The organism is Stutzerimonas stutzeri RCH2, from assembly GCF_000327065.1.
Lineage (GTDB): Bacteria > Pseudomonadota > Gammaproteobacteria > Pseudomonadales > Pseudomonadaceae > Stutzerimonas > Stutzerimonas stutzeri_AE.
Map to the genome: position 1 here is coordinate 2,853,375 of NC_019936.1, position 21,626 is coordinate 2,875,000.

17 protein-coding genes and 2 rRNA genes (1 of these 19 only partly in view) are annotated in these 21,626 nt (G+C 62.1%); 5 read left to right on the forward strand and 14 right to left on the reverse strand.

What is annotated here, in order from left to right:
- Positions 1-13 precede the first annotated feature (13 nt).
- From PSEST_RS13005 to PSEST_RS13025, 5 genes are all read right to left on the reverse strand, one after another.
- A complete protein-coding gene (locus PSEST_RS13005; RefSeq protein ID WP_015277436.1) occupies positions 14-1,219 on the reverse strand; it encodes a CaiB/BaiF CoA transferase family protein in 1,206 nt (401 codons plus the stop codon).
- Between the two features lie 122 nt (positions 1,220-1,341).
- Positions 1,342-2,694, reverse strand: a complete 1,353-nt coding sequence (locus PSEST_RS13010) for an MmgE/PrpD family protein (protein WP_015277437.1) — start codon at positions 2,692-2,694, stop codon at positions 1,342-1,344.
- A complete protein-coding gene (locus PSEST_RS13015; protein WP_014596401.1) occupies positions 2,691-3,095 on the reverse strand; it encodes a VOC family protein in 405 nt (134 codons plus the stop codon). Before PSEST_RS13015 ends, PSEST_RS13010 begins: the two co-directional genes overlap by 4 nt.
- A 115-nt stretch (positions 3,096-3,210) precedes the next feature.
- Positions 3,211-4,374 (reverse strand): acyl-CoA dehydrogenase family protein, encoded by a 1,164-nt coding sequence (locus tag PSEST_RS13020; RefSeq protein ID WP_015277439.1) that lies wholly within the window; start codon positions 4,372-4,374, stop codon positions 3,211-3,213.
- 76 nt (positions 4,375-4,450) lie between these two features.
- Complete coding sequence (locus PSEST_RS13025) at positions 4,451-5,272, reverse strand: FAS1-like dehydratase domain-containing protein (RefSeq protein WP_015277440.1); 822 nt, start codon at positions 5,270-5,272, stop codon at positions 4,451-4,453.
- Positions 5,273-5,397: 125 nt separating this feature from the next.
- Between PSEST_RS13025 and PSEST_RS13030 the strand changes: the two genes are divergently transcribed.
- The 3 genes from PSEST_RS13030 to PSEST_RS13040 all read left to right on the forward strand — a co-directional run bounded on the left by PSEST_RS13030 (position 5,398) and on the right by PSEST_RS13040 (position 9,150).
- Positions 5,398-6,291, forward strand: coding sequence for a LysR family transcriptional regulator (locus PSEST_RS13030; protein WP_015277441.1), 894 nt, complete (start codon positions 5,398-5,400; stop codon positions 6,289-6,291).
- A gap of 72 nt (positions 6,292-6,363) precedes the next feature.
- Entirely contained in the window at positions 6,364-7,689 is a 1,326-nt protein-coding gene (locus tag PSEST_RS13035) for a DUF2254 domain-containing protein (protein ID WP_015277442.1), read from the forward strand.
- A 153-nt stretch (positions 7,690-7,842) separates the two neighbouring features.
- Positions 7,843-9,150 (forward strand): MFS transporter, encoded by a 1,308-nt coding sequence (locus PSEST_RS13040; RefSeq protein WP_015277443.1) that lies wholly within the window; start codon positions 7,843-7,845, stop codon positions 9,148-9,150.
- A 5-nt stretch (positions 9,151-9,155) separates the two neighbouring features.
- Here the strand turns inward: PSEST_RS13040 and arfB are convergent, their stop codons facing one another.
- On the reverse strand, positions 9,156-9,569 hold the full coding sequence (arfB, locus tag PSEST_RS13045) for an alternative ribosome rescue aminoacyl-tRNA hydrolase ArfB (RefSeq protein ID WP_015277444.1): 414 nt from the start codon (positions 9,567-9,569) through the stop codon (positions 9,156-9,158).
- A gap of 136 nt (positions 9,570-9,705) precedes the next feature.
- Here arfB and PSEST_RS13050 point away from each other — a divergent pair, with 136 nt between their 5' ends.
- Positions 9,706-10,749, forward strand: coding sequence for a metal-dependent hydrolase (locus PSEST_RS13050; RefSeq protein ID WP_015277445.1), 1,044 nt, complete (start codon positions 9,706-9,708; stop codon positions 10,747-10,749).
- Positions 10,750-10,798: 49 nt separating this feature from the next.
- Here the strand turns inward: PSEST_RS13050 and PSEST_RS13055 are convergent, their stop codons facing one another.
- The 6 genes from PSEST_RS13055 to PSEST_RS13080 form a co-directional block, all read right to left on the reverse strand.
- The gene (locus PSEST_RS13055) at positions 10,799-12,751 is read right to left on the reverse strand and encodes a methyl-accepting chemotaxis protein (protein WP_015277446.1); all 1,953 of its coding nucleotides are present in this window, start codon (positions 12,749-12,751) and stop codon (positions 10,799-10,801) included.
- Positions 12,752-12,991: 240 nt separating this feature from the next.
- Entirely contained in the window at positions 12,992-14,770 is a 1,779-nt protein-coding gene (locus PSEST_RS13060; RefSeq protein WP_015277447.1) for an ABC transporter ATP-binding protein, read from the reverse strand.
- The gene (locus PSEST_RS13065) at positions 14,763-15,392 is read right to left on the reverse strand and encodes a DsbA family protein (RefSeq protein ID WP_015277448.1); all 630 of its coding nucleotides are present in this window, start codon (positions 15,390-15,392) and stop codon (positions 14,763-14,765) included. The genes PSEST_RS13060 and PSEST_RS13065 overlap by 8 nt, the downstream gene beginning before the upstream one ends.
- 46 nt (positions 15,393-15,438) lie before the next feature.
- Positions 15,439-16,374: a rhodanese-related sulfurtransferase gene (locus tag PSEST_RS13070; protein WP_015277449.1), complete on the reverse strand. Its 936-nt coding sequence runs from the start codon at positions 16,372-16,374 to the stop codon at positions 15,439-15,441.
- A 122-nt stretch (positions 16,375-16,496) separates the two neighbouring features.
- Positions 16,497-16,793 carry a BolA family protein gene (locus tag PSEST_RS13075; RefSeq protein WP_015277450.1) on the reverse strand — a complete coding sequence of 99 codons (297 nt, stop codon included), beginning with the start codon at positions 16,791-16,793 and terminating at the stop codon, positions 16,497-16,499.
- Between the two features lie 13 nt (positions 16,794-16,806).
- Positions 16,807-17,313, reverse strand: coding sequence for a DUF2059 domain-containing protein (locus PSEST_RS13080; protein ID WP_015277451.1), 507 nt, complete (start codon positions 17,311-17,313; stop codon positions 16,807-16,809).
- 148 nt (positions 17,314-17,461) lie between these two features.
- Here PSEST_RS13080 and PSEST_RS13085 point away from each other — a divergent pair, with 148 nt between their 5' ends.
- Positions 17,462-18,856 carry a class II fumarate hydratase gene (locus PSEST_RS13085; RefSeq protein ID WP_015277452.1) on the forward strand — a complete coding sequence of 465 codons (1,395 nt, stop codon included), beginning with the start codon at positions 17,462-17,464 and terminating at the stop codon, positions 18,854-18,856.
- 802 nt (positions 18,857-19,658) lie between these two features.
- Here the strand turns inward: PSEST_RS13085 and rrf are convergent.
- Together rrf and PSEST_RS13095 are read right to left on the reverse strand one after the other, a co-directional pair.
- A 5S ribosomal RNA gene (gene rrf / locus PSEST_RS13090) occupies positions 19,659-19,774 on the reverse strand.
- Between the two features lie 134 nt (positions 19,775-19,908).
- A 23S ribosomal RNA gene (locus PSEST_RS13095) occupies positions 19,909-21,626 on the reverse strand; it runs 1,172 nt beyond the window's last position.

A 21,626-nucleotide genomic window follows, 5' to 3' on the forward strand; every position in this document is an offset into this window, starting at 1 on the left:
CTCCTGAGCACGCTCATACCGCGCCCTGCTCGTGCAAGCGCTGAATGTCGCCGGGGGCGTAACCCAGCTCGGCCAGCAGGCTGTCGGTGTGCTGGCCCAAGGCTGGGATCGGGTCCATGCGCGGGGCGAAGGCACTGTTGCGCCCCGGCGGCAGCAGCGCAGGCAGGCGACCGGCCGGGCTGTCCACCTCGCTCCAGCGCTGGCGGGCCTTGAGCTGCGGATGCGCCCAGACACCGGCCATGTCGTTGACATGGGCATTGGCGATGGGCGCGGCATCCAGCCGGGCGATCACCTCTTCGGCGCTCAGGCGACTGAACGCCTCGACGATAAGTGCACGCAATTCGGTGCGATGCTCCGAACGCCGGGCGTTGCTGGAGAAGCGCTCGTCCTGCGCCAGTTCCGGCTGCAGCAGCACCTTGTCGCAGAACGCCAGCCACTCACGCTCGTTCTGCAGGCCGAGCATCACCGTGCCGCCGTCACCAGTGGGGAACGGGCCGTAGGGGTAGATGGTGGCGTGGGCGGCGCCGGCACGCGGCGGCGGCGTCGCGCCCTTGTAGGCGTAGTACAACGGGTAGCCCATCCACTCCACCAGGCTTTCGAGCATGGAAACGTCGACGCGGCTGCCCTCGCCCGTCTTGTCGCGCAGCATCAGCGCCGAAAGCACGCCGGTGTAGGCGTACATGCCCGCGGCGATATCGGCGATGGAGCAGCCGGCTTTGGCCATCTCGGTCTCGCCCGGCCCACCGGTGACGGAGAGAAAGCCGCCCTCGCTCTGGATCAGCAGGTCATAGGCCTTTTTCTGCTCGTAGGGGCCGCCCTCGCCGTAGCCGGAGATGTCGCAGACGATCAGCCGCGGGAAGCGCTCATGCAGCGCGTCGAAGGACAAACCCATGCGCGCCGCGGCGCCCGGAGCCAGGTTCTGCACCAGCACGTCGGCCCCCGCCAGCAGCTGGTCAAGCACCCGCGCGGCGGCGTCCTGCTTCACGTCCAGGGTCAGGCTTTCCTTGGAGCGATTGGTCCAGACGAAATGCGAGGCCAGGCCGTCGACCCGCTCGTCATAACCGCGCGCGAAGTCGCCGGCGCCGGGGCGCTCGACCTTGATCACCCGAGCGCCGAGATCGGCCAGCTGGCGCGTGCAGAACGGCGCGGCGATGGCATGCTCGAGGCTGACCACGGTAATGCCATCGAGTGGGCGGGGTTTGGCTTGGCTCTTGTTCATGTCCGGATCCTGCAAATTCGGCGTAGGGTGGAAAACGGCAACGCCTTTTCCACGCGTCTGTTCAAATCCCTGCGCGCTGACATCGTTTGGTGGATGAGGCTTCGCCGTCATCCACCCTACGTTCAGGCCAGTGCGTCCAGCCGCTCCAGCTCGCGCAACCGCCAGACCGTATCGATCAGCACGCTCGCCTCGTCATCGCTGCGCGCAGCGGAGAACTGCACCAGGCGGCGGAACTTGTCTTCCAGCTCGGCACGACTCAGCGTGTTGCCCGGGTCGCCCTTGGGCTCGTCGATGGCGCCGTGCAGCGTGCGGCCATCGGCGGTGATCACTTCGACGCGACCGAGCCAGCGTGCCGGGTAGGCGCCATCCACCTCGGGATCGAGCGTCATCGAGACCTTCTCGCGGAACGTACTTACGCGCGGGTCGCTGAGCGCATGGCTGTGGAATTCGGTCAGGCCGGCCTTGCCGTACAGGGCGATCAGCCCCAACACGGTACCCATGGAGAATTTGGCTTGATGCACCGTCTGCGGCACCGTCACGCGGCCGAGCACGTCGATCGCGCCCTGGTGCACGCGGGTGGTGACCGAGGCGATGTCATCGGCCCCGAGCCCTTCGCGCTGCATCAGCGCCAGCAGCGCATCGGCCGCCGGGTGGGTATGCCTGCAGGAGGCGTGGAACTTGAACGAGGTTTCCGCCAGCGCCCAGCGCGTGCCGAGCCGGTCGGACAGCTTGCTCGGCTCGGCATCGCGGGACATGCCCGCCGCCATGCCCTGCTCGCCTTCGAGGATGTTCTGTGCGCCGGTCAGGCCATCGGCGGTCAGGTAGGCGGCGAGCAGGCCATCGGCAGCCGCCTTGGCGGTGTGCAGTTGCTTGGAGTCCGCCGCGTCACGGAGAAACTCCCACAGCCCCGCCGCTTGCGTACCGGCGCTGCCGAGCAGATGGGTGAACTGCTGCTGGTCGAAATCCATCAGCTTGCCAACGGCCACCGCCGCGGCCAGGGTGCCGACAGTCGCGGTGGTGTGGAAGATGCGGTAATGCGAGCGGCCGAGGAACTCGCCGATGCGGATGCCCGCCTCGTAGCCGGCCACCGAGGCCACCAGCAGCTCGCGGCCGGACTTGCCGAGATCCTGCGCCGCCGCCAGCGCAGCGGGAAACACGACCGTGGCTGGGTGCAACACGGAGCTGTTGTGCAGGTCGTCCTGCTCCACCAGATGCGAGCTGGCAGCATTCACCAGCGCAGCGAAATAGGCCGAGCTGCTCTGGCCGTTGACCAGAATGCGCGCCGGCCCGTCGGCCGGGCCCATCTTCTGCGCGTAACGCTCGAACAGCGGAATCGGATGCGAGCCGGCGCTGGCCAGGGCCGAGCCGAGCCAATCGAGAAAGAGGTCTTCGGTGCGGGCGAGCACCGGTTCGGGGATCTGCGCGTAGGCAAGCCCGGCGAGGAATTCGGTCAAGGCACGGGTGTGCTGGCTCATGCGTTGGGCTCCAGCGGATTCTCTAACGGATTGGACAGTTCGATGAGGTTCTGGTCGGGGTCGCGCAGGTACACCGAGCGGATCGGTCCGGTCGCGCCGGTGCGTTGCACCGGACCTTCGACGATGGCGACCTGCTGCGCCTGAAGGTGTGCGATCACCTCGGCCAGCGGTGTGGCAACGATAAAGCAGAGGTCCGCCGAACCCGGGGTCGGCCGCTCGGCCTTGGGCTCGAATTCGCGCCCGGCCTGGTGCAGGTTGATCTTCTGGTTGCCGAAGGCCAGCGCCTTGCGCCCTTCGCCGAAGGTCACCGCCTGCATGCCGAGCACGCGGGTGTAGAAGTCGATCGTTGCCTCGAGGTCAGCGACGGTCAGCACCAGGTGGTCGAGATGGCTGATATTCATGACGCACTTCCCTTTTTCGTAGGGGTGGAAATCGCGAAGCACTTCCACCACCCGTGTCGCCTGTTCGATATGCGTGGAAAAGGCTTCGCCGTTTTCCACCCTACGTCTGGCTCCGTTAGAACGAACGCGGCAGCTCGAGCAAGTGCTCGGCCACGTACGACAGGATCAGGTTGGTCGAGATCGGCGCTACCTGATACAGCCGCGTCTCGCGGAACTTGCGCTCGACGTCGTATTCGTTGGCGAAGCCAAAGCCGCCGTGGGTCTGCAGGCAGGCGTTGGCCGCCTCCCAGCTCGCCTTGGCCGCCAGGTACTTGGCCATGTTGGCCGCAGCGCCGGCGTTGCGGCCGCTGTCGTATTCCTCGCAGGCGCGCCAGCGCATCAGGTCCGCGGCCTCGATCTCGATATGCGCTTCGGCGATGGGGAATTGCACGCCCTGGTTCTGCCCGATGGGCCGGCCGAACACCACACGGTCGCGGGCGTACTGCGCGGACTTCTCGACGAACCAACGGCCATCGCCGATGCACTCGGCCGCGATCAGCGTGCGCTCGGCATTGAGGCCGTCGAGGATGTAGCGGAAACCCTTGCCCTCCTCGCCAATCAGGCTGCTGGCCGGAATCTCCAGGTTGTCGAAGAACAGCTCGTTGGTCTCGTGGTTGACCATGTTGGCGATCGGCTGCACGGTCAGGCCGTTGCCGATGGCCTCGCGCAGGTCGACCAGGAAGATCGACATGCCCTCGGATTTGCGCTGCACTTCGCCCAGCGGCGTGGTGCGGGCCAGCAGGATCATCAGATCGGAGTGCTGGATACGCGAGATCCACACCTTCTGCCCGTTGATGACGTACTTGTCGCCCTGGCGCACGGCAGTGGTCTTGATCTTGGTGGTGTCGGTGCCGGTGGTCGGCTCGGTGACGCCCATGGACTGCAGCCGCAGCTCGCCGCTGGCCAGCTTCGGCAGGTAGTAGCGCTTCTGCTCCTCGCTGCCGTTTCTGAGCAGGGTGAACATGTTGTACATCTGCCCGTGGATGGTCCCGGAGTTGCCACCGCAATGGTTCACCTCCTCGAGAATCACCGAGGCCTCGGCGAGGCCCAGGCCCGAGCCGCCGTATTCTTCCGGGATCATCGCCGAGAGCCAGCCGGCCTCGGTCATGGCGGTGACGAAGGCCTCCGGGAAGCCCTTTTCCTCATCGATCCTGCGCCAGTATTCGGCGGGAAATTCGGCGCAGAGGGCGCGCACGCCTTCGCGGATGAAATTCAGTTCTTCGGTCTTGTTCGGGTTCATCTCGGTTTCTCGCTTGTTCGTTGGGCGCGCATGGCCTCAGCGGTGGATAAGGCTGCGCCGTTATCCACCCTACGGTTCAGTCGAATTCCACTTCGGCTTTCTGCGCCAGGCCGTTGTGGTCGCCGGCCCAGAGTTCGGCCTTGCCCGGCGCGACGATGCGGCCGCCGACCTCGAACGGCTGCGGCGCGATCAGCGGGCGCAGGCCGCGGTAGGCGAAGCGGCGCAGGCGGGCGTCGGGATTGGCGCGGCAGAAAGCGCGCAGGTTGAGCGTGGCGATCAGCGGCCCGTGCACTACCAGCCCCGCATAGCCTTCGGTCTCGGTGACATAGGGCCAGTCGTAATGGATGCGATGGCCGTTGAAGGTGACCGCCGAATAGCGGAACAGCAGCGTCGGCGTCGGCGTTACCGCCTCGCGCCAGCCACCGGCGACCATGGGTTCGCCGCTGCTGGTCTTCGGCGGGGTGGGCTCGCGGTAGACGATGTCCTGTTCCTCGCGGATGGCCAGACGGCTGTCCTGCAGGTAGTCGTGCTGCACGGTGACGAACAAGAGCGCACCGCTGCGGCCGTGTTTTTCTTCGATGTGCTTGATGGTGGATACCCGCCGCGCCTCGCCACCGGCTTCCAGCGGACGAATGAAATCGACCCGGCCGCCGGCCCACATGCGGTTACGGTTGTCGGCAGGCGGCAGGAAGCCACCGCGCGCCGGGTGACCATCTTCACCCAGCCCACTTTCGGCGATGGGCTCCTGGAAGAAGCACCACTGCCACAACGGCGGCAAGGCTTCGCCATGAGCAGGAGTGGTTTCGCCGAAGGTGGCGGCGATGCGCATCAGCAGGTTGCGGCTGAGCTGGTCGTGGGCTTCTTCGCTGCGGCCAATCCAGGCAGAGATATTGGTCATGGCGGCTTCCGGTCGTTGTCTTTGTTTCACTGGAGAATGCAACGAAGGCGGCGTTCCGTGAATTTGTATTTACCGACACCGGCGTTCGGCTAAGCTGAACGCCGTTCCAAGTACCGGTAGCAAGCATGCATTTCGATCTGGCCGACCTGCGCCTGTTCATTCATATCGCCGAATCCCCCAGCCTGACGCAGGGCGCACGCCGCGCGCACCTGTCGCCAGCGGCGGCCAGCGCACGCATCAAGGCGCTGGAAAGTCAGCTCGACAGCCGCCTGCTCTACCGCGACAGCCGCGGTGTCGAGTTGACGCCGGCCGGCCACAAGCTGCTGCAGCACGCGCGGCTGATCATGCGCCAGGTGGATTACCTGAAAAGCGAGTTCACCGAATACGGCACCGATTCGGCCGGACATATCCGCATCTTCGCCAACACCACGGCCGTGACCGAATTCCTGCCGGAAGTGCTGGCCGGTTTTCTCGCCGAGCGCCCTGGCGTGACCGTTGACCTGCAGGAACGGCTGAGCCGCGACATCGTCCGCGGTGTGCTCGACGGCAGCACGGACATGGGCATCATCGCCGGCCCGGTGCAGGCCGAAGGTTTGCAGGTGCTGCACTTCAGCACGGACCGCCTGCTGCTGGCGGTGCCGGTCGGCCATCCGCTGGCGGGCGAGCGACAGGTCACGCTGCGCCAGACCCTGGCCTATCAGCACATCGGCCTGCACGAAGGCAGCACGCTGCTGACCTTCCTCCGCGACCAGATAGAAAAATTGGGTGGCCAGCTCTCCCTGCGCATCCAGGTTTCCAGCTTCGAGGCGGTGTGCCGGATGATCGAGGCCGGCGTCGGCATCGGCATCATTCCCGAGTCCGCGGCGCGCCGACACAGCCGCACCATGCAGCTGGCGCTGGTAGAACTGGACGAACCCTGGGCGGTGCGCGAGCGCAGCATTCTGGTCCGAGAACTGGACGCGCTGCCCGGTAGCGTGCGTGCGCTGATCGCGACCCTGGTCCCCGGCGACAAGGGCTGAGCGAACGTTACGCCCCGGATGCTGCCGAAAGGCGGGTAGCCCCGCTTCGGCGGACCATCGCAGGGAGCCCCAATGTCCGCAGTCACCAACAGGCTGTTTCGCCTGTATCACCGCGTCACCGGCAGCATCGCCTTCTACCCGACACTGATCGCGGTCGGCCTCGCCAGCCTGTGCGTCGTCTCCATCGTGCTGGAGATGACCTGGCTACAGCCTTACAAGGAAGACCTCGATCTGGGCCTGGTGAAAAACGCCGACAACGCCCGTCTTATCCTCGGCACCCTGGTGGCAGGCATCATCTCGCTGATGGTGTTCAGCTTCTCGATGGTCATGGTGGTCCTCAACTCGGCCGCGTCCTCGCTCTCGCCACGGGTGATCCCGGGACTGATCAGCAGTCGCAGCCATCAGGTCGTGCTGGGTGTGTATCTCGGCACCATCATCAGCTCGCTGATGCTGATCTCGACCATTCAGGAAGGCGACAACATCAACGTGCCGAGCCTGGGCATCTTCCTGGCGCTGGGGCTAGGCGTGATCTGCCTGTGTCTGTTCGTCTACTTCATCCGCTCGATTTCGCTGTCGATCCAGGTCGATTTCATCCTCAATCGTGTCTACAAGCAGACCTACGATCAGCTGCAACAACGCCATGAGCGGCTGGAGCGTCGCAGCATGGCAAGCTGGCCGGATGACGACGACTGGCAGACCATCCCCGCGCGGCGCTCCGGCTATTTCAAAGCCTTGAACCTATCCGCCGCCCAGGCGTTGCTTGATAAGCAGGACGCCTGCATGACCGTACAGGTGCACTACGGCTTTTTCGTCATGCCCGGGCACCCGCTGATACGCCTGAACCGCAAGCTCGACGAACGCTGCATAACGCAATTGCTCGACTGCTTCGACTTCTATGTCGAGGAGTACGCGCACCGGCATTTCTTCTTCGGCTTCAAACAGATCGTCGAGATCGCCGTGCGGGCGTTGAGCCCCGGCATCAACGATCCGGGTACGGCGATCAAGGCGATCGACATGATGGGCGTGCTGTTCGCCGAACGCATGAAGCTGCCGGACCATGACGTGGCTCCCGAAGAAGGCGCCCCGCGGATATTCCTGCGCGAGCTCGACCTGCATCGGATGCTCCTGCTGGCCTTCGGCTCGCTGCGCAGCTACGGCCAGAATGACCTGCAGGTTCTGCTGACGTTGCTGCAGGCCTGCAAGAACCTGCTCTTCAGTGCCCCGGGCATCGAGCACGAACGGGTGATCCTGCGCCATGCGCAAGCGATCCTCGAACAGGCCGCCGCCTCGCTGGACGGCGTGCTGGATCGGCAAGCCATAGCCGAAGCGGTGCGGATGCTGAACCAGGCTGTACGTCACGCTGAACCGCTGCCGAACCCATTGGAGCGGGAATCCTGAACGATGCCTGCTGCCCAAGCGTTCAGCACGACGATCTCCACGCCTGCCCGACAGGTCATGGCCATATTCGACCAGCAGGTCGCATCACGGCGCGCCACCGCACAGGCGTACCGCAACTTGTAATTGGTAGTTTCGTTACTTAGGGTGTTGCCGATGAAATCCTTGATCGCTCCCATCAGTTCCCTGCTTGCTGGCGTGGCGTTGCTGCTGCTCGGCCACGGTCTGCTCAATACGCTGCTGACGCTGCGTGGCGTCGCCGAAGGCTACTCGACCGGGATGGTCGGCCTGCTGATGTCCGGCTATTTCGCCGGGTTCCTGATCGGCACCTGGCTGGCGCCATCGCTGATTCGCCGCATCGGCCATATCCGTACGTTTTCCTTCTACGCCTCGGTGGCCGCCACCGCCGTGCTGCTGCACGTCATGATCGTCAATCCCTGGGTCTGGCTCGTTCTGCGGGTAATCTACGGGGTCGCCCTGGTGACCCTGTACATGGTCATCGAGAGCTGGCTCAACGCTCAGGTCAGCGGCGAGAAGCGCGGCCAGGTGTTTGCGGTGTACATGGCGGTCAACCTCGGTGCGCTGGCGGCAGCGCAGCAGCTGCTGGGTCTCGACAGTCCGATGGAATTCACCCTGTTCGCCCTGGCGACCATTCTCATCGGCAGCGCCATGATGCCGATCACCTTGACCCGCCAGCCGCAGCCGTCGCTGCCAGACATTCCGCCCACCGACCTGCTGCAGCTCGCGCGCATCGCCCCGCTGCCGCTGATGGCGGCCGGCATATCGGGTTTCGTTCTTGGCGGCTTCTGGGGCCTGGCCCCGGTGTATGCCAGCGAAATCGGTTTCGACGCCGCCGGCGTCGGCTTGCTGATGAGTATCACCATTCTCGGCGGCGCGGTGCTGCAATGGCCGATCGGGCTGTTCTCCGACAAACATGAGCGGCGCACCGTACTGCTCTGGGTCGTCGCCTTGGCCGCGGTACTGGCGCTTGCCGTGGCGCCGCTGCTGGCTGGCTCGCTGCTACTGGGACTGATGTTCGTCTGGGGTGGCCTGGCGTTTTCCATCTATTCCATCGCGGTGGCGCAGATGGTCGATCAGCTGAATCCTGACGAGATTCTCTCCGGCTCCAGTGGCCTGCTGCTGGCCAACGGATTCGGCGCGGCGCTGGGCCCGGTGGCCGCTGGCGGCCTGATGCATCTGTTCGGCCCGATTGCATTGCCGCTGTTCTTCGCGACAGGCCTCGGCGTGCTGGCGTTCTATGCCTTCTACCGGCCGCGCAAGGTATTCGACCTGGTCACCGAACCGCACGGACATTTCACACCGATCCTGCGTACCAGCCCGACGGTGATGGAATTGATGCCCGACACACCGGAAGACGCGACTAGCCAGGAACCGGCGGACGAAAGCGAACTGGACGATATGCCGCCAGCCGAAGCGCCGACGGACATGCGCACCGGAACCTGAACCCGCTAGTAGTCGACCCGGCCGCGCCCGGCCTTGATCGCGCCACGTTTGCTCTTGCCCTCAAGCCGACGCTTTTTCGAACCCAGCGTCGGCTTGGTCGGACGGCGCGCCTTCTCCACCTTGGTGACACTGCGGATCAACTCCGCCAGCCGCTCCAGCGCATCGAGACGATTCTGCTCCTGGGTGCGATAACGCTGCGCCTTGATGACCACCACGCCCTCGCTGGTGATCCGGCTGTCACGTAGCGCCAGCAACCGCTCCTTGTAGAAAGCCGGCAACGAAGACGCCAGGATGTCGAAGCGTAGATGCAATGCGCTGGACACCTTGTTGACGTTCTGCCCGCCAGCGCCCTGGGCGCGGATGGCGGTCAGCTCGATCTCGGCATCGGGCAACTGCACGGTATTGGAAATTTCCAGCATGAAGGCTCGCAGCGGACGATGGACGCCCGCGATTGTCCTATGCACTGCGCGCCACCGACACACTTTTTCGATATTTGCAGGACAGACGCCTTCAGCCGTTCGGCTAAGGTAAACCCCCGCCCCAACGGATCAGAACATGGACTCGATCACCCAGGCGCTACTCGGTGCCAGCGTGCAGGGCGCGATGCTCGGTCGCTGGCAGGGTCGCAAGGCTCTCGCTTACGGCGCTGTGCTCGGCACCCTGCCGGACCTCGACGTGGTCATCGACTACGGCGATGCGGTGGCCAACATGACCTATCACCGAGGCTTCAGCCATTCGCTGTTCGTGCTGAGTGTGGTGGCCGTACTGCTGACCTGGCTGGTCAGGCGGTTCCGACCTGACCCGCGATATTCCGGCACGCGGTTGTTCGTCACCGTCTGGCTGGTACTGGTCACCCACGTGCTGCTGGATGCCTTTACCAGCTACGGCACGCAGCTGCTCTGGCCGCTGGCGACGCCACCTGTTGCCTGGTCCAGCGTATTCATCATCGACCCGCTCTACAGCGTTCCGCTATTGCTCGCCGTGCTGGCGGCTGGCCTCTTCGGGCTGAGCGGGCGAATCGCCAGATGGCCTACCTACGCGCTGATCATCTCAACCGGTTATTTGGGATTCACCCTGGCCGGCAAGCAGATGGCCGAACATCGCGTGCAGGCGACCGTGGCCAGCCAGGGCATTCAGGCAGAACGCATGTTCAGCACACCGACGCCCTTCAACAGCCTGTTGTGGCGGGTGATTCTGGTGGACGGTGAGCATTATTACGAAACCCTGGTCAGCTGGTGGGATGACGCTCCACCCAGCCTGGTGCGGTTGCCACGCAATGTGCATCTGGCCAAAGTGCTGAGCGATTCACCGCAACATGAGCGATTGCAGTGGTTTACCGGAAACGTGCTGCGCTATGACGAGGATGGCAGCCAGTTGCTGGTGACGGACCTGCGACTGGGCATGACCGGATTTCATCCATTTCGCTTTCCGCTCGCCGAACGCACTGCCAAGGGTTGGCAGCTCGTCCCCCTCCCTGAGCGCCTGCCCGCCAATCGGGGCGATATGAGCCGTTTGGCCAGTCTGTGGCAGCGCATCTGGCAGCAGGAACCGGCACTGCCTCTGGCAGCCTGGGCGGCGGAGCTTAACGGTAGTCGATAAGCCAGGCGGCTCGGAGTGCGAGCCGCTTGTGGCTACGTGACTCTAGGTGTCAGGTACGGAACTGGCGAACCAGGCCCTGCAGCTCGACACCGAGTCGCGCCAGTTCGGCGCTGGCCCCGGCGGTCTGCTCCGTGGCGCTGGCGCTCTGGTCGCCGATATCCCGCACGCGCGTCACGCTTTCGGAAATGTTCTCGGCCACCGCGCTTTGCTGCTCGGCCGCCGCGGCGATCTGCTGGTTCATCTGTTCGATGGTGGACACCGACTCGGTGATCCGACCCAGCGCGACGCCAGCTTCGTTGGCCAGGTCTACGGTGCGCTGGGTGAGGCTGCGGCTGCTCTGCATCTGCTCGACGGCTTGCTGGGCAACGCGTTGCAGATTAGCGATCAGCCCTTCGATCTCTTCGGTGGAATCATGCGTACGCCGGGCCAGCGCGCGAACCTCATCGGCCACCACGGCGAAACCTCGGCCCTGCTCGCCGGCACGTGCCGCCTCGATGGCCGCATTGAGGGCCAACAGGTTGGTCTGCTCGGCAACTGCACGAATGACCTCGAGCACGCTGCCGATCCGCCCGCTTTCGGCATGCAGCGCTTCGATTGCATGAGCTGACTGATCCACCTCGCTGGCCAGATTGCCGATCTGTCCGACCGCATCCTGTACGACCCGATCGCCCTGCCGCGCCTGCTGATCGGCCTGGCGCGCTGCGATGGACGCCTGCTCGGCATTGCGTGCGACCTCTTGCACGGTAGCGGCCATCTCGTGCATGGCGGTCGCGACCTGCTCGGTTTCCACGCGCTGGGTCTGAACCCCAGCACTGGTCTGCGCGGTCACGGCAGACAGTTGATCGGCGGCGGCGGCGATCTGGCTGACGCCGCCACCGATGCGACCGATCAGGTTGCGCAGGCTCTGCGTCATGCCGTGCATGGCGTTCTGCAGCTGCCCGACTTCATCGCGGCGTGCGCTGGCCTCGGAGTGCGTCAGGTCGCCGTTGGCGACGCGCTGGGCCTGCTGGACGGTACTGCGCAGCGGGCCGACGATCATTCGTGAAATGACAGTCGCTGCCAGCAGGCCGACGAAGATGGCCAGCGCGCCGATCACACCGAGCAGCAGGTAGCTGCTGCGCTGTTGCTGCTGCATCGCATTGCTGGCATTGGCCAGCGCCTCGTCGGCAGCAGCGATCACCACCTCGGACTGCTGAGCCATGGAGCGCTCCAGCTCGAGCCGCTCGCCACGATTCTGGCGAAACTCATCGAACGCGGCGCGATATTGCTCCAGCTCCGCGAGGGCCTTGTCCATGGACGCCTGTTGATCATCATTCAGCCAGACCTTCAGGTTGCTGCCGATGGCAGTGACGTTGCCGTGCAGCTCGCCCCAGCTTTTCGCCGCAGCATCGGAGCTATTGGCAACGAACACGTTCTCCTGGGTACGCATGTCGAGGATCTGCTTGGTCAGCCCGGATGTCGCTTCAGCGATCGTCAGCGGGTCGCTACCTTTGAGCCGATCACCCTCCAGACGCAGTACCCGCACCGCGTCATACATATCCAGCTCGATGAACTCGAACTCCTCACGGCTGACTTGCGCCGCATCCTGCATACGCGTGCGCAGCGCCACGCCTCGCTCGATCAGCTGCATGTAACGGTCGAATTGACGCCCGTATTCCTCAGCCGCTTGACGAATTCGCGTCAGGTAGGCCCGCTCCGCCGCGCTGGAACTGGCGTCCAAGCCCGCCAGCTCCGTATTGAGCTGCTGCAAGGAACTGTGCAGCGCATCAGCGGAAGACTGCTGGCGCGTCAGGGCGAAATCACGCTCCGCTCCGCGAGCGGCCAGAATGGATGCGTTGACGCTCGAGAGCTGTTCGATCTGTTGCGCCCGACCAAGAATTTCATCGACCGCAACGAATCCGGTACCGGCCACGCCGAGCGTCAACAGCAATACCAGGCCGAAGCCGCAGATGAGCTTTTTGCCAACCGAAAGATTGGTGAAGAGATTCAGTACTGGTTCCATCAGAAGGGGTTCCGCAAAAAGGGGCACAACGGGAAGTCGGCAGAGATTACTAATAGTTGAGCATCCAGACAGGATATTTTGGCGCCTTAAGACTGGCGGTAGGCTGAGACTTTCTAGAGAGGGGAATTTGCAGAAGCCATCGCGGAATGCTTTGAGCCGGACCGCCGATGGCCAAGCGCGCCTGAATGGGCCCGGCCGAACCGGCGAAACCGCGCCGAAGCCCTCGCTGGTGCACCCGCCCTAGTGCTGCAGGTGCCCGTAGAGGCGCGCGTAGAGTCCGCCTTCGGCAATGAGTTGCTGGTGGTCACCGTCTTCGGCGATGCGGCCGCCATCGAAAACGAGTACACGATCAGCCTGTTTTACCGCTGACAATCGGTGGGCAATGATCAGCGTCGTGCGCCCCTGGAGGAAGCGGTTGAGTCCCTGATGCAGCGCATACTCGGTCGCCGCATCGAGCGCCGAGGTGGCTTCATCGAGAATGACCACTTTCGGCTCGGCGAGAATCATGCGTGCCACAGCCAGCCGTTGCCGCTGCCCGCCGGACAGACGCACACCGGAACGCCCGACGATGCTGTCCAGCCCGTTCGGCAACTGGCGGATCGTATCGGCGAGCTGGGCGATTTCCAACGCTCGCCAGCAGGCATCGTCCTCCCGCTCGCGGCCCATCATCAGGTTGGCTCGCACGCTATCGTTGAACAGCGCCGGATGCTGCAGTACCACCGCCACGTTGTCGCGGACGGTGCTCAGTCCGATTTCCTCGAGTGGCACGCCACCAAAACGGATCTGACCGGCCTGCGGTTGATACAGACCCAGCAGCAACTGCACCAGGGTGCTCTTGCCTCCGCCACTGGCCCCGACGATGGCAACCTTCTCCCCCGGTGCAATACTGAGATCGAGCCCTTCGAGCACCGGTTCGTCCTGATAGGCGAACTGCAAGCCTCGCACCTCGATTGCAACCGTTGTCTGGCCAGCAAAGGGATCCCGCCCACCGGGATATTGCGGCTCGTCTGCCCGCGCCAGCAGTTGGTTGATCCGGCCCAGCGCACCACCGGCAGCGTAGAAGGCGTACTGCAGACTCAACAATTGCTCCACAGGGCCGATCATGAACCAGAGGTAGCTGAACACCGCGAGCATCTGGCCGATCGACAGATCTGAGAACAGCACGGTCAGCATCGCTGCGGCACGGAATACGTCGATACCAAACTGGAACAGCAAGCCGCTGGCACGGTTGGACGCGTCGGTCTTCCACTGCGAGGCAACTGCATAGTCCCGCACTTCGCGCGCGCGCAACCCCAGGCGCCCGAGGAAAAAGCCTTGCCGATTGCCCGCACGCACCTCCTGGATCGCGTCGAGGGTCTCAGTCAGCGCCTGGGTGAAGCGCGAGGTACTGTCGTTCTCCAGCTTCTTCAGGTGTTTTACGCGCTTGCCCAATTGCACCGTGGCGAAGATCACCAGCGGATTAAACAGGAGGATCAGCAGTGCGAGTTGCCAGTGCATCCACACCAGAATGGCCGCCGTTCCGATGATCGACAGCACGGCAACCAGCAGACGGCTTAGCGTGTCGCCGATGAACTTGTCGATGGTCTCCAGATCGGTGACCAGATGCGCTGCCACCGTACCGCCGCCAAGGCTTTCGTACTCGGCGAGGGCGATGCGCTTGAGGCGCTCGATCAACCGCACGCGAATGCGGTACACGATGTCTTTCGACAGCCGCGCAAACAGGCGCGCCTGAAGCACGTTGAACACCAGTGCCGAGGCTCGCAAGACCAGTGTTATACCCAGCATCAGCCCGATATAGCCCGCCGCACTTTCCCAACTGGCAGGCAGGAAGCGATCCATCACCTGCAGTGCAGTATCACCGGCACCTAGCAACACTTCGTCGACCAGCAACGGCAGTAGCAAGGGAATCGGTACGCTGCAGAGCGTCGCCAGCACCGCGACCAGATTCGCCAGAATCAGCGCCTTGCGGTGATGCAGCGCGAGCCTGCGGATTTCCGCCCAGCTGAGTTGGTCAGCCATGGGCGTTGCGCTCCAGCCAACGCGCCAATAGCGGTGCCAGCGCAGGCAAAGGTTGATAGCCATTGGTAACCAGTGCCAGTTGTCCTTCGTGTTCAGCCAACAATGTGGGGAACCCCGCGATGCCCAGATTCTCCACCCAGATGAAGTCAGCCGCGGTAGCCGCTTTGGTGGCAGGGTCGTCATACCGCTCGGCGAATTCGCTGCGCGAAAAGCCGGCGGCTTCAGCCAGGTCGACGAGCACTGATGGTTGGGTCACATCACGCCCGTGCTCATAGAACGCCTGTTGGATCAGTAACGACAGCGACCAGATACGAGCCTCGTCAAGGCCACGAGCCGCAACGAGGGCTCTGCAGGCTGGTTCGGTGTCGTAGACCAGCGCTTCAGGCAGACCCTGCTCCAGGTTGAAAGCCTGCCCCGTCGCCGAATGCACGGCTTGCCAGTAGGACAATGTGCGCTGTCGCCCGGCCTGATCCATCACGACGCGTTCACGCCGCAGGCCACCGACCCGCAGCTCAAGCGATACGCCCTGCTCCTCCGCTTGCCCGGCTAACGCCGTCATCACCGGCGCAAAACCCCAGCACCAGGAGCACATCGGGTCCATCACATAGATCAGTCGGGCCACTTCGTTACTCCACTACTGCGTGACGGGCTGGCGCGGCGGCCAACGCTCAGCGATCCAGTTCGCGCGGGTCGCGGCCGATGGGATGCGGCTGGTTGCGCTGGCGCGCCAGTTCGATCTGCTTCTGCCGCTCGCGGGCGCCGGCGCGCGTTTTCTCGCTTAACGAATTCCAGCAGTGCGGACAGCTGATTCCCGGAGCGTAGTGCTCCGATTGCCGATCTTCCACGGATAGCGGAGCGCGGCAGGCGTGGCAGAGGTCGAACTCGCCGACGCTGAGGTCATGGCGTACCGTTACCCGGTTATCGAACACGAAGCAGTCACCCCGCCAGCGGCTTTGTGCCTCGGGTACCTCTTCCAGGTATTTGAGAATGCCGCCCTTGAGGTGATAGACCTCTTCGAAGCCCTCGCCGAGCATGTAACTCGACGCCTTTTCGCAACGAATGCCGCCGGTGCAGAACATCGCGACCTTCTTGTGCTTCGCCGGATCGTAGTGGGCCTTGATGTACTCGGGAAACTCGCGGAACGACTTGGTCTTGGGGTCGACCGCGCCCTCGAATGTGCCGATCGCTACCTCGTAGTCATTTCGCGTATCGATGAGAAGCACTTCGGGATCGGCGATAAGCTCGTTCCAGTCTCGCGGTTCCACGTAAGTGCCGACCTGCTTGTTGGGATCGACGCCATCGACGCCGAGCGTGACGATCTCTTTCTTCAGCTTGACCTTGGTGCGATAGAACGGCTGCTCGTCGCAGTACGATTCCTTGTGATCGATATCGGCCAGACGGTCATCGCGACGGAACCAGTCCAGCAGCGCGTCGATGGCCTCGCGCGTCCCGGAAACCGTGCCATTGATGCCTTCTTCCGCGAGCAACAGCGTTCCCTTGATGCCGTGCAGAAGGAGTGCTTCGAGCAAAGGCTCGCGCAACGCAACGTAATCCGGCAGCGATACGAACTTGTACAACGCGGCCACAACGATTCTTTGGGTCATGAGTACTTCCACCAGTGGTCACCCACGTAAAGGGTGGACCGGATACAAACGAAAACGCCGGCGTGGGCCGGCGCGAGCGAAAGTCTAACAAAGAACGCCTGGGCGGTCCTGCGCGAGCGCGTCTACTTATGCCCCCCAGCGCAGACCGGCGACGCCGGAGCCGCGCGCTGTTGCGCCCACTCATCAGGCGTGTAGGTGTGCAATGCCAACGCATGCACCTCACGCATCAGATCACCCATCGCTGCGTAGGCCCGTTGATGGCGTTTGACTGAGTTCAGACCAGCGAACTGCTGGCTGACGATCACAGCCTTGTAGTGAGTCTCCTGCCCCCGACTGTGCATGTGACTCTCATCGAGGACTTCGAGATGTTCTGGCTGCAGGGCTTGCAGGGCATTCTGAATCGAATCGATCTTGCGCATTTACCTGGGTCTCTCAAGGCTTCTGTTTTTCGAGCTCGGCCGTCATGTCAGCCAGCAACTTGTTCACTTCCGGTACAGCACCTTCCAGCTTGACCTGGGTAAGCTGAGCTGAGCGTGCATTGAGTTCCGGCAGCTTGGTCAGCATCTTCTTGCCCAGCGGGGATTGGTAGAAATCGATCAGCTGATTCAGTTCGGTTTCGGAAAACTGGCTGGTGTACAGGGCGACCAGATCGGGCTTCAACTTGTCCCAGCCTATGGCCTTGTCCAGCGCCGTATTGGCCTGAGCCTGATAGCGCTCGAGCATCGCCTTCTTGCTGCCAGAGCCCTGCGCCTCGGCAAAGCGTTGCGCAAACATCTGCTGCACTTGGGCATAGACGGGTACGGCGAGCCGGTCCGCGTTGGCTAGCTGCAGGAAACGCTCTGCGCTCCCGGCATGGCTCGCGCTATCGGCCATGGCCGATGAACTGATACAGACAAACAGCATTGCAGAGCGCAAGGCCTGGGTACGAAACGTTGGCATTGGACATCCCTTGGGCAGGCTATAGGTAGCCTTCAATGGACACATTCTGCGCCGGGAGTTCCAATGCCTCAAGCCACGAGCGGCAAGGTTAGGGGAACCGCGGACACCGCAAGGCACCCTAACCAGTACTATCGAGCAGGAGCATTTCATGACGCGTACAGAAACCGACAGCCTGGGACCAGTCGAAGTACCGGATCAGGCTTACTGGGGTGCCCAGACCCAACGTTCGCTGAGCAACTTCGAAATCGGCACGGAGCGCATGCCGATCGAGGTGCTACACGCACTGGCCCTGATCAAGAAAGCCGCAGCGCGAGTGAATGATCGGATTGGTGACCTACCGCCCGATGTGGCTCGCCTGATAGAACAAGCCGCAGACGAGATTCTGCATGGGCAGCACGACGATCAGTTCCCGCTGGTGGTCTGGCAAACCGGGAGCGGTACGCAGAGCAATATGAATGTCAACGAAGTCATCGCGGGGCGCGCCAACGAGCTCGCTGGCGGCACACGCGGGGGCAAGTCTCCCGTGCATCCCAATGATCATGTGAACCGCGCTCAAAGCTCCAACGACTGTTTCCCGACCGCAATGCACATCGCTGCAGCCAAAGCGGTCCATGCCAAGCTGCTTCCCGCGCTTGCAGAGCTCTCAGGCGGCCTCGCAGAGCTCTCCGTCCGACATGGCAAGCTGATCAAGACCGGACGCACGCATATGATGGATGCCACTCCGATCACTTTCGGCCAAGAGATGTCAGCCTTCGTCGCCCAGCTGGACATTGCCGAGCGCACGATTCGTCACACCTTACCGGCGGTGTACGAGCTAGCGCAGGGCGGCACTGCGGTAGGAACGGGCCTGAACTCGCCGCACGGGTTCGCCGAAGCAATTGCAGCCGAGCTTGCAGCGCTTTCGGGGCTTCCGTTTGTATCTGCACCGAATAAATTTGCTGCTTTGGCGGGGCATGAGCCGCTGGTAGCACTGTCCGGCGCCTTGAAGACCCTGGCTGTAGCCTTGATGAAGCTGGCCAATGATCTTCGTCTGCTTGGCTCAGGTCCGCGCGGAGGTTTTGCCGAGGTGCGGTTACCAGCCAACGAGCCTGGGAGTTCGATCATGCCGGGCAAAGTGAACCCGACTCAGTGCGAAGCGTTGTCGATGCTTGCTTGTCAGGTGATGGGTAACGATATGACGATCAGCTTTGCCGCTAGCCAAGGGCACTTGCAGCTGAACGTGTTCAAGCCGGTGATCATTCACAACCTGCTTCAATCCATTCAGCTTCTGTCGGACGGGTGTCGCAATTTCAACACTCACTGCATTGCGGGGCTAGAACCGGACCCGGCACGCATGGCGGAGCATCTGGAGCGAGGGCTCATGCTGGTTACCGCATTGAACCCGCATATTGGCTACGACCGAGCAGCGGAGATAGCCAAGAAAGCCTATGCGCAAGGCACCACACTGCGTGAAGCGTCCATGGAGCTCGGCTACCTGAGCAGCGAAGAATTCGATCAATGGGTTCGCCCGGAAACCATGCTCGAATCGGGGCAGCGAGAATAGTGATAAGAGATGGACGAGCTGCTCCTGACCGTTGCCGGCCTCGTACAGCTTGCAATGGCGGCCCTAACCGCTGAACGAGATGGGCAGGACAACCTGTGTCGTGAATAGTCGGTCGGCTCAATCCCGACTATGTGGCGCGAGGATCGCGTAACGATTGGTCGTTATCGGGTGCGTCGGCTGACACGTGAGCTGAGGCTGGTAGAAGCCAGCCTGGCTCACATGCGTATAAATGAACACCAGATGCACAACCGGCTGAACCGTGAACTCCCTAGGCGCGCCTGTTCCGCATTCTAAAATCGAAATGGGTACCAGCAACGGATTACCACGGCTTGGAGGCTCAACGGGGCATCAGCCACTATCCGATGCGCCGTTACAACTTGATCACGCCGCATCACTCCGACAACGGGCTGCCTAGCGGTAGCCGAAAACCGCTCTGTCAGGGATGTGTTGACCACCAAAGACTGCTTTTTGCCCCCGCCCTATCGAGCTGCTCAACAAGCTGCATCTCAAGCACACCTTGCGCAACCTCTCCCCCTGATGATTCACCAGTAGCAACGCAGCCGTCCGCTGGCGGGCTTCCGACACGATCACTGGTGCTATCTGAAGCAATAGCTTGGACTTGGATACAGCCGCACACGGCCCTTCTGCTGAGGCACTGTCTATTCCTGCCTCCAACCCCAGCCGTTCGACAGCCGGATCTCAAGCACCCGACACATCTCAAGCCTAAGTGCCTGCTACGGTTTTCCAGAGCCCAAAAGCAAACCCCCGACCCGCTTGCGCGGATCGGGGGTTTGGGAAAGGAGCTTGACGATGACCTACTCTCACATGGGGAAACCCCACACTACCATCGGCGATGCGTCGTTTCACTACTGAGTTCGGGATGGGATCAGGTGGTTCCAACGCTCTATGGTCGTCAAGCAATTCAGTTGCTGCCTCGGGGTTTAGCCGCTGCAGCCAATTGGGTATGTGATTGAATCGGTATTGCGTGTTCGTGCAGATTTTCGGCTTTACTGTCGACTTACCGTCTAACAGCCAAATTGTTTGGGTGTTATATGGTCAAGCCTCACGGGCAATTAGTATTGGTTAGCTCAACGCCTCACAGCGCTTACACACCCAACCTATCAACGTCGTAGTCTTCGACGGCCCTTCAGGGAGCTCAAGGCTCCAGTGAGATCTCATCTTGAGGCAAGTTTCCCGCTTAGATGCTTTCAGCGGTTATCTCTTCCGAACGTAGCTACCCGGCAATGCCACTGGCGTGACAACCGGAACACCAGAGGTTCGTCCACTCCGGTCCTCTCGTACTAGGAGCAGCCCCTCTCAAATCTCAAACGTCCACGGCAGATAGGGACCGAACTGTCTCACGACGTTCTAAACCCAGCTCGCGTACCACTTTAAATGGCGAACAGCCATACCCTTGGGACCGGCTTCAGCCCCAGGATGTGATGAGCCGACATCGAGGTGCCAAACACCGCCGTCGATATGAACTCTTGGGCGGTATCAGCCTGTTATCCCCGGAGTACCTTTTATCCGTTGAGCGATGGCCCTTCCATACAGAACCACCGGATCACTAAGACCTACTTTCGTACCTGCTCGACGTGTCTGTCTCGCAGTCAAGCGCGCTTTTGCCTTTATACTCTACGACCGATTTCCGACCGGTCTGAGCGCACCTTCGTACTCCTCCGTTACTCTTTAGGAGGAGACCGCCCCAGTCAAACTACCCACCATACACTGTCCTCGATCCGGATAACGGACCAGAGTTAGAACCTCAAAGTTGCCAGGGTGGTATTTCAAGGATGGCTCCACGCGAACTGGCGTCCACGCTTCAAAGCCTCCCACCTATCCTACACAAGCAAATTCAAAGTCCAGTGCAAAGCTATAGTAAAGGTTCACGGGGTCTTTCCGTCTAGCCGCGGATACACTGCATCTTCACAGCGATTTCAATTTCACTGAGTCTCGGGTGGAGACAGCGCCGCCATCGTTACGCCATTCGTGCAGGTCGGAACTTACCCGACAAGGAATTTCGCTACCTTAGGACCGTTATAGTTACGGCCGCCGTTTACCGGGGCTTCGATCAAGAGCTTCGCTTGCGCTAACCCCATCAATTAACCTTCCGGCACCGGGCAGGCGTCACACCCTATACGTCCACTTTCGTGTTTGCAGAGTGCTGTGTTTTTAATAAACAGTCGCAGCGGCCTGGTATCTTCGACCGGCATGGGCTTACGTAGTAAATACTTCACCCTCACCGGCGCACCTTCTCCCGAAGTTACGGTGCCATTTTGCCTAGTTCCTTCACCCGAGTTCTCTCAAGCGCCTTGGTATTCTCTACCCAACCACCTGTGTCGGTTTGGGGTACGGTTCCTAGTTACCTGAAGCTTAGAGGCTTTTCCTGGAAGCATGGCATCAACCACTTCGCTTTCTAAAAGAAAGCTCGTCATCAGCTCTCGGCATTAAGATCCCGGATTTACCTAAGATCTCTGCCTACCACCTTAAACAAGGACAACCAACGCCTTGCTGGCCTAGCCTTCTCCGTCCCCCCATCGCAGTAACTAGAAGTACGGGAATATTAACCCGTTTCCCATCGACTACGCTCTTCAGCCTCGCCTTAGGGACCGACTCACCCTGCGTCGATTAACGTTGCGCAGGAACCCTTGGTCTTTCGGCGTGCGAGTTTTTCACTCGCATTGTCGTTACTCATGTCAGCATTCGCACTTCTGATACCTCCAGCCAGCTTCTCAACTGACCTTCACAGGCTTACAGAACGCTCCTCTAC

Coding starts and splice junctions, on each gene's coding strand:
- PSEST_RS13035 (WP_015277442.1), top strand. CDS start 6,364: ATGTCCGCAGTCACCAACAGGCTGTTTCGCCTGTATCACCGCGTCACC.
- PSEST_RS13060 (WP_015277447.1), bottom strand. CDS start 14,770: ATGGCTGACCAACTCAGCTGGGCGGAAATCCGCAGGCTCGCGCTGCAT.
- PSEST_RS13005 (WP_015277436.1), bottom strand. CDS start 1,219: ATGAACAAGAGCCAAGCCAAACCCCGCCCACTCGATGGCATTACCGTG.
- arfB (WP_015277444.1), bottom strand. CDS start 9,569: ATGCTGGAAATTTCCAATACCGTGCAGTTGCCCGATGCCGAGATCGAG.
- PSEST_RS13015 (WP_014596401.1), bottom strand. CDS start 3,095: ATGAATATCAGCCATCTCGACCACCTGGTGCTGACCGTCGCTGACCTC.
- PSEST_RS13040 (WP_015277443.1), top strand. CDS start 7,843: ATGAAATCCTTGATCGCTCCCATCAGTTCCCTGCTTGCTGGCGTGGCG.
- PSEST_RS13020 (WP_015277439.1), bottom strand. CDS start 4,374: ATGAACCCGAACAAGACCGAAGAACTGAATTTCATCCGCGAAGGCGTG.
- PSEST_RS13070 (WP_015277449.1), bottom strand. CDS start 16,374: ATGACCCAAAGAATCGTTGTGGCCGCGTTGTACAAGTTCGTATCGCTG.
- PSEST_RS13025 (WP_015277440.1), bottom strand. CDS start 5,272: ATGACCAATATCTCTGCCTGGATTGGCCGCAGCGAAGAAGCCCACGAC.
- PSEST_RS13010 (WP_015277437.1), bottom strand. CDS start 2,694: ATGAGCCAGCACACCCGTGCCTTGACCGAATTCCTCGCCGGGCTTGCC.
- PSEST_RS13080 (WP_015277451.1), bottom strand. CDS start 17,313: ATGCCAACGTTTCGTACCCAGGCCTTGCGCTCTGCAATGCTGTTTGTC.
- PSEST_RS13030 (WP_015277441.1), top strand. CDS start 5,398: ATGCATTTCGATCTGGCCGACCTGCGCCTGTTCATTCATATCGCCGAA.
- PSEST_RS13055 (WP_015277446.1), bottom strand. CDS start 12,751: ATGGAACCAGTACTGAATCTCTTCACCAATCTTTCGGTTGGCAAAAAG.
- PSEST_RS13085 (WP_015277452.1), top strand. CDS start 17,462: ATGACGCGTACAGAAACCGACAGCCTGGGACCAGTCGAAGTACCGGAT.
- PSEST_RS13075 (WP_015277450.1), bottom strand. CDS start 16,793: ATGCGCAAGATCGATTCGATTCAGAATGCCCTGCAAGCCCTGCAGCCA.
- PSEST_RS13050 (WP_015277445.1), top strand. CDS start 9,706: ATGGACTCGATCACCCAGGCGCTACTCGGTGCCAGCGTGCAGGGCGCG.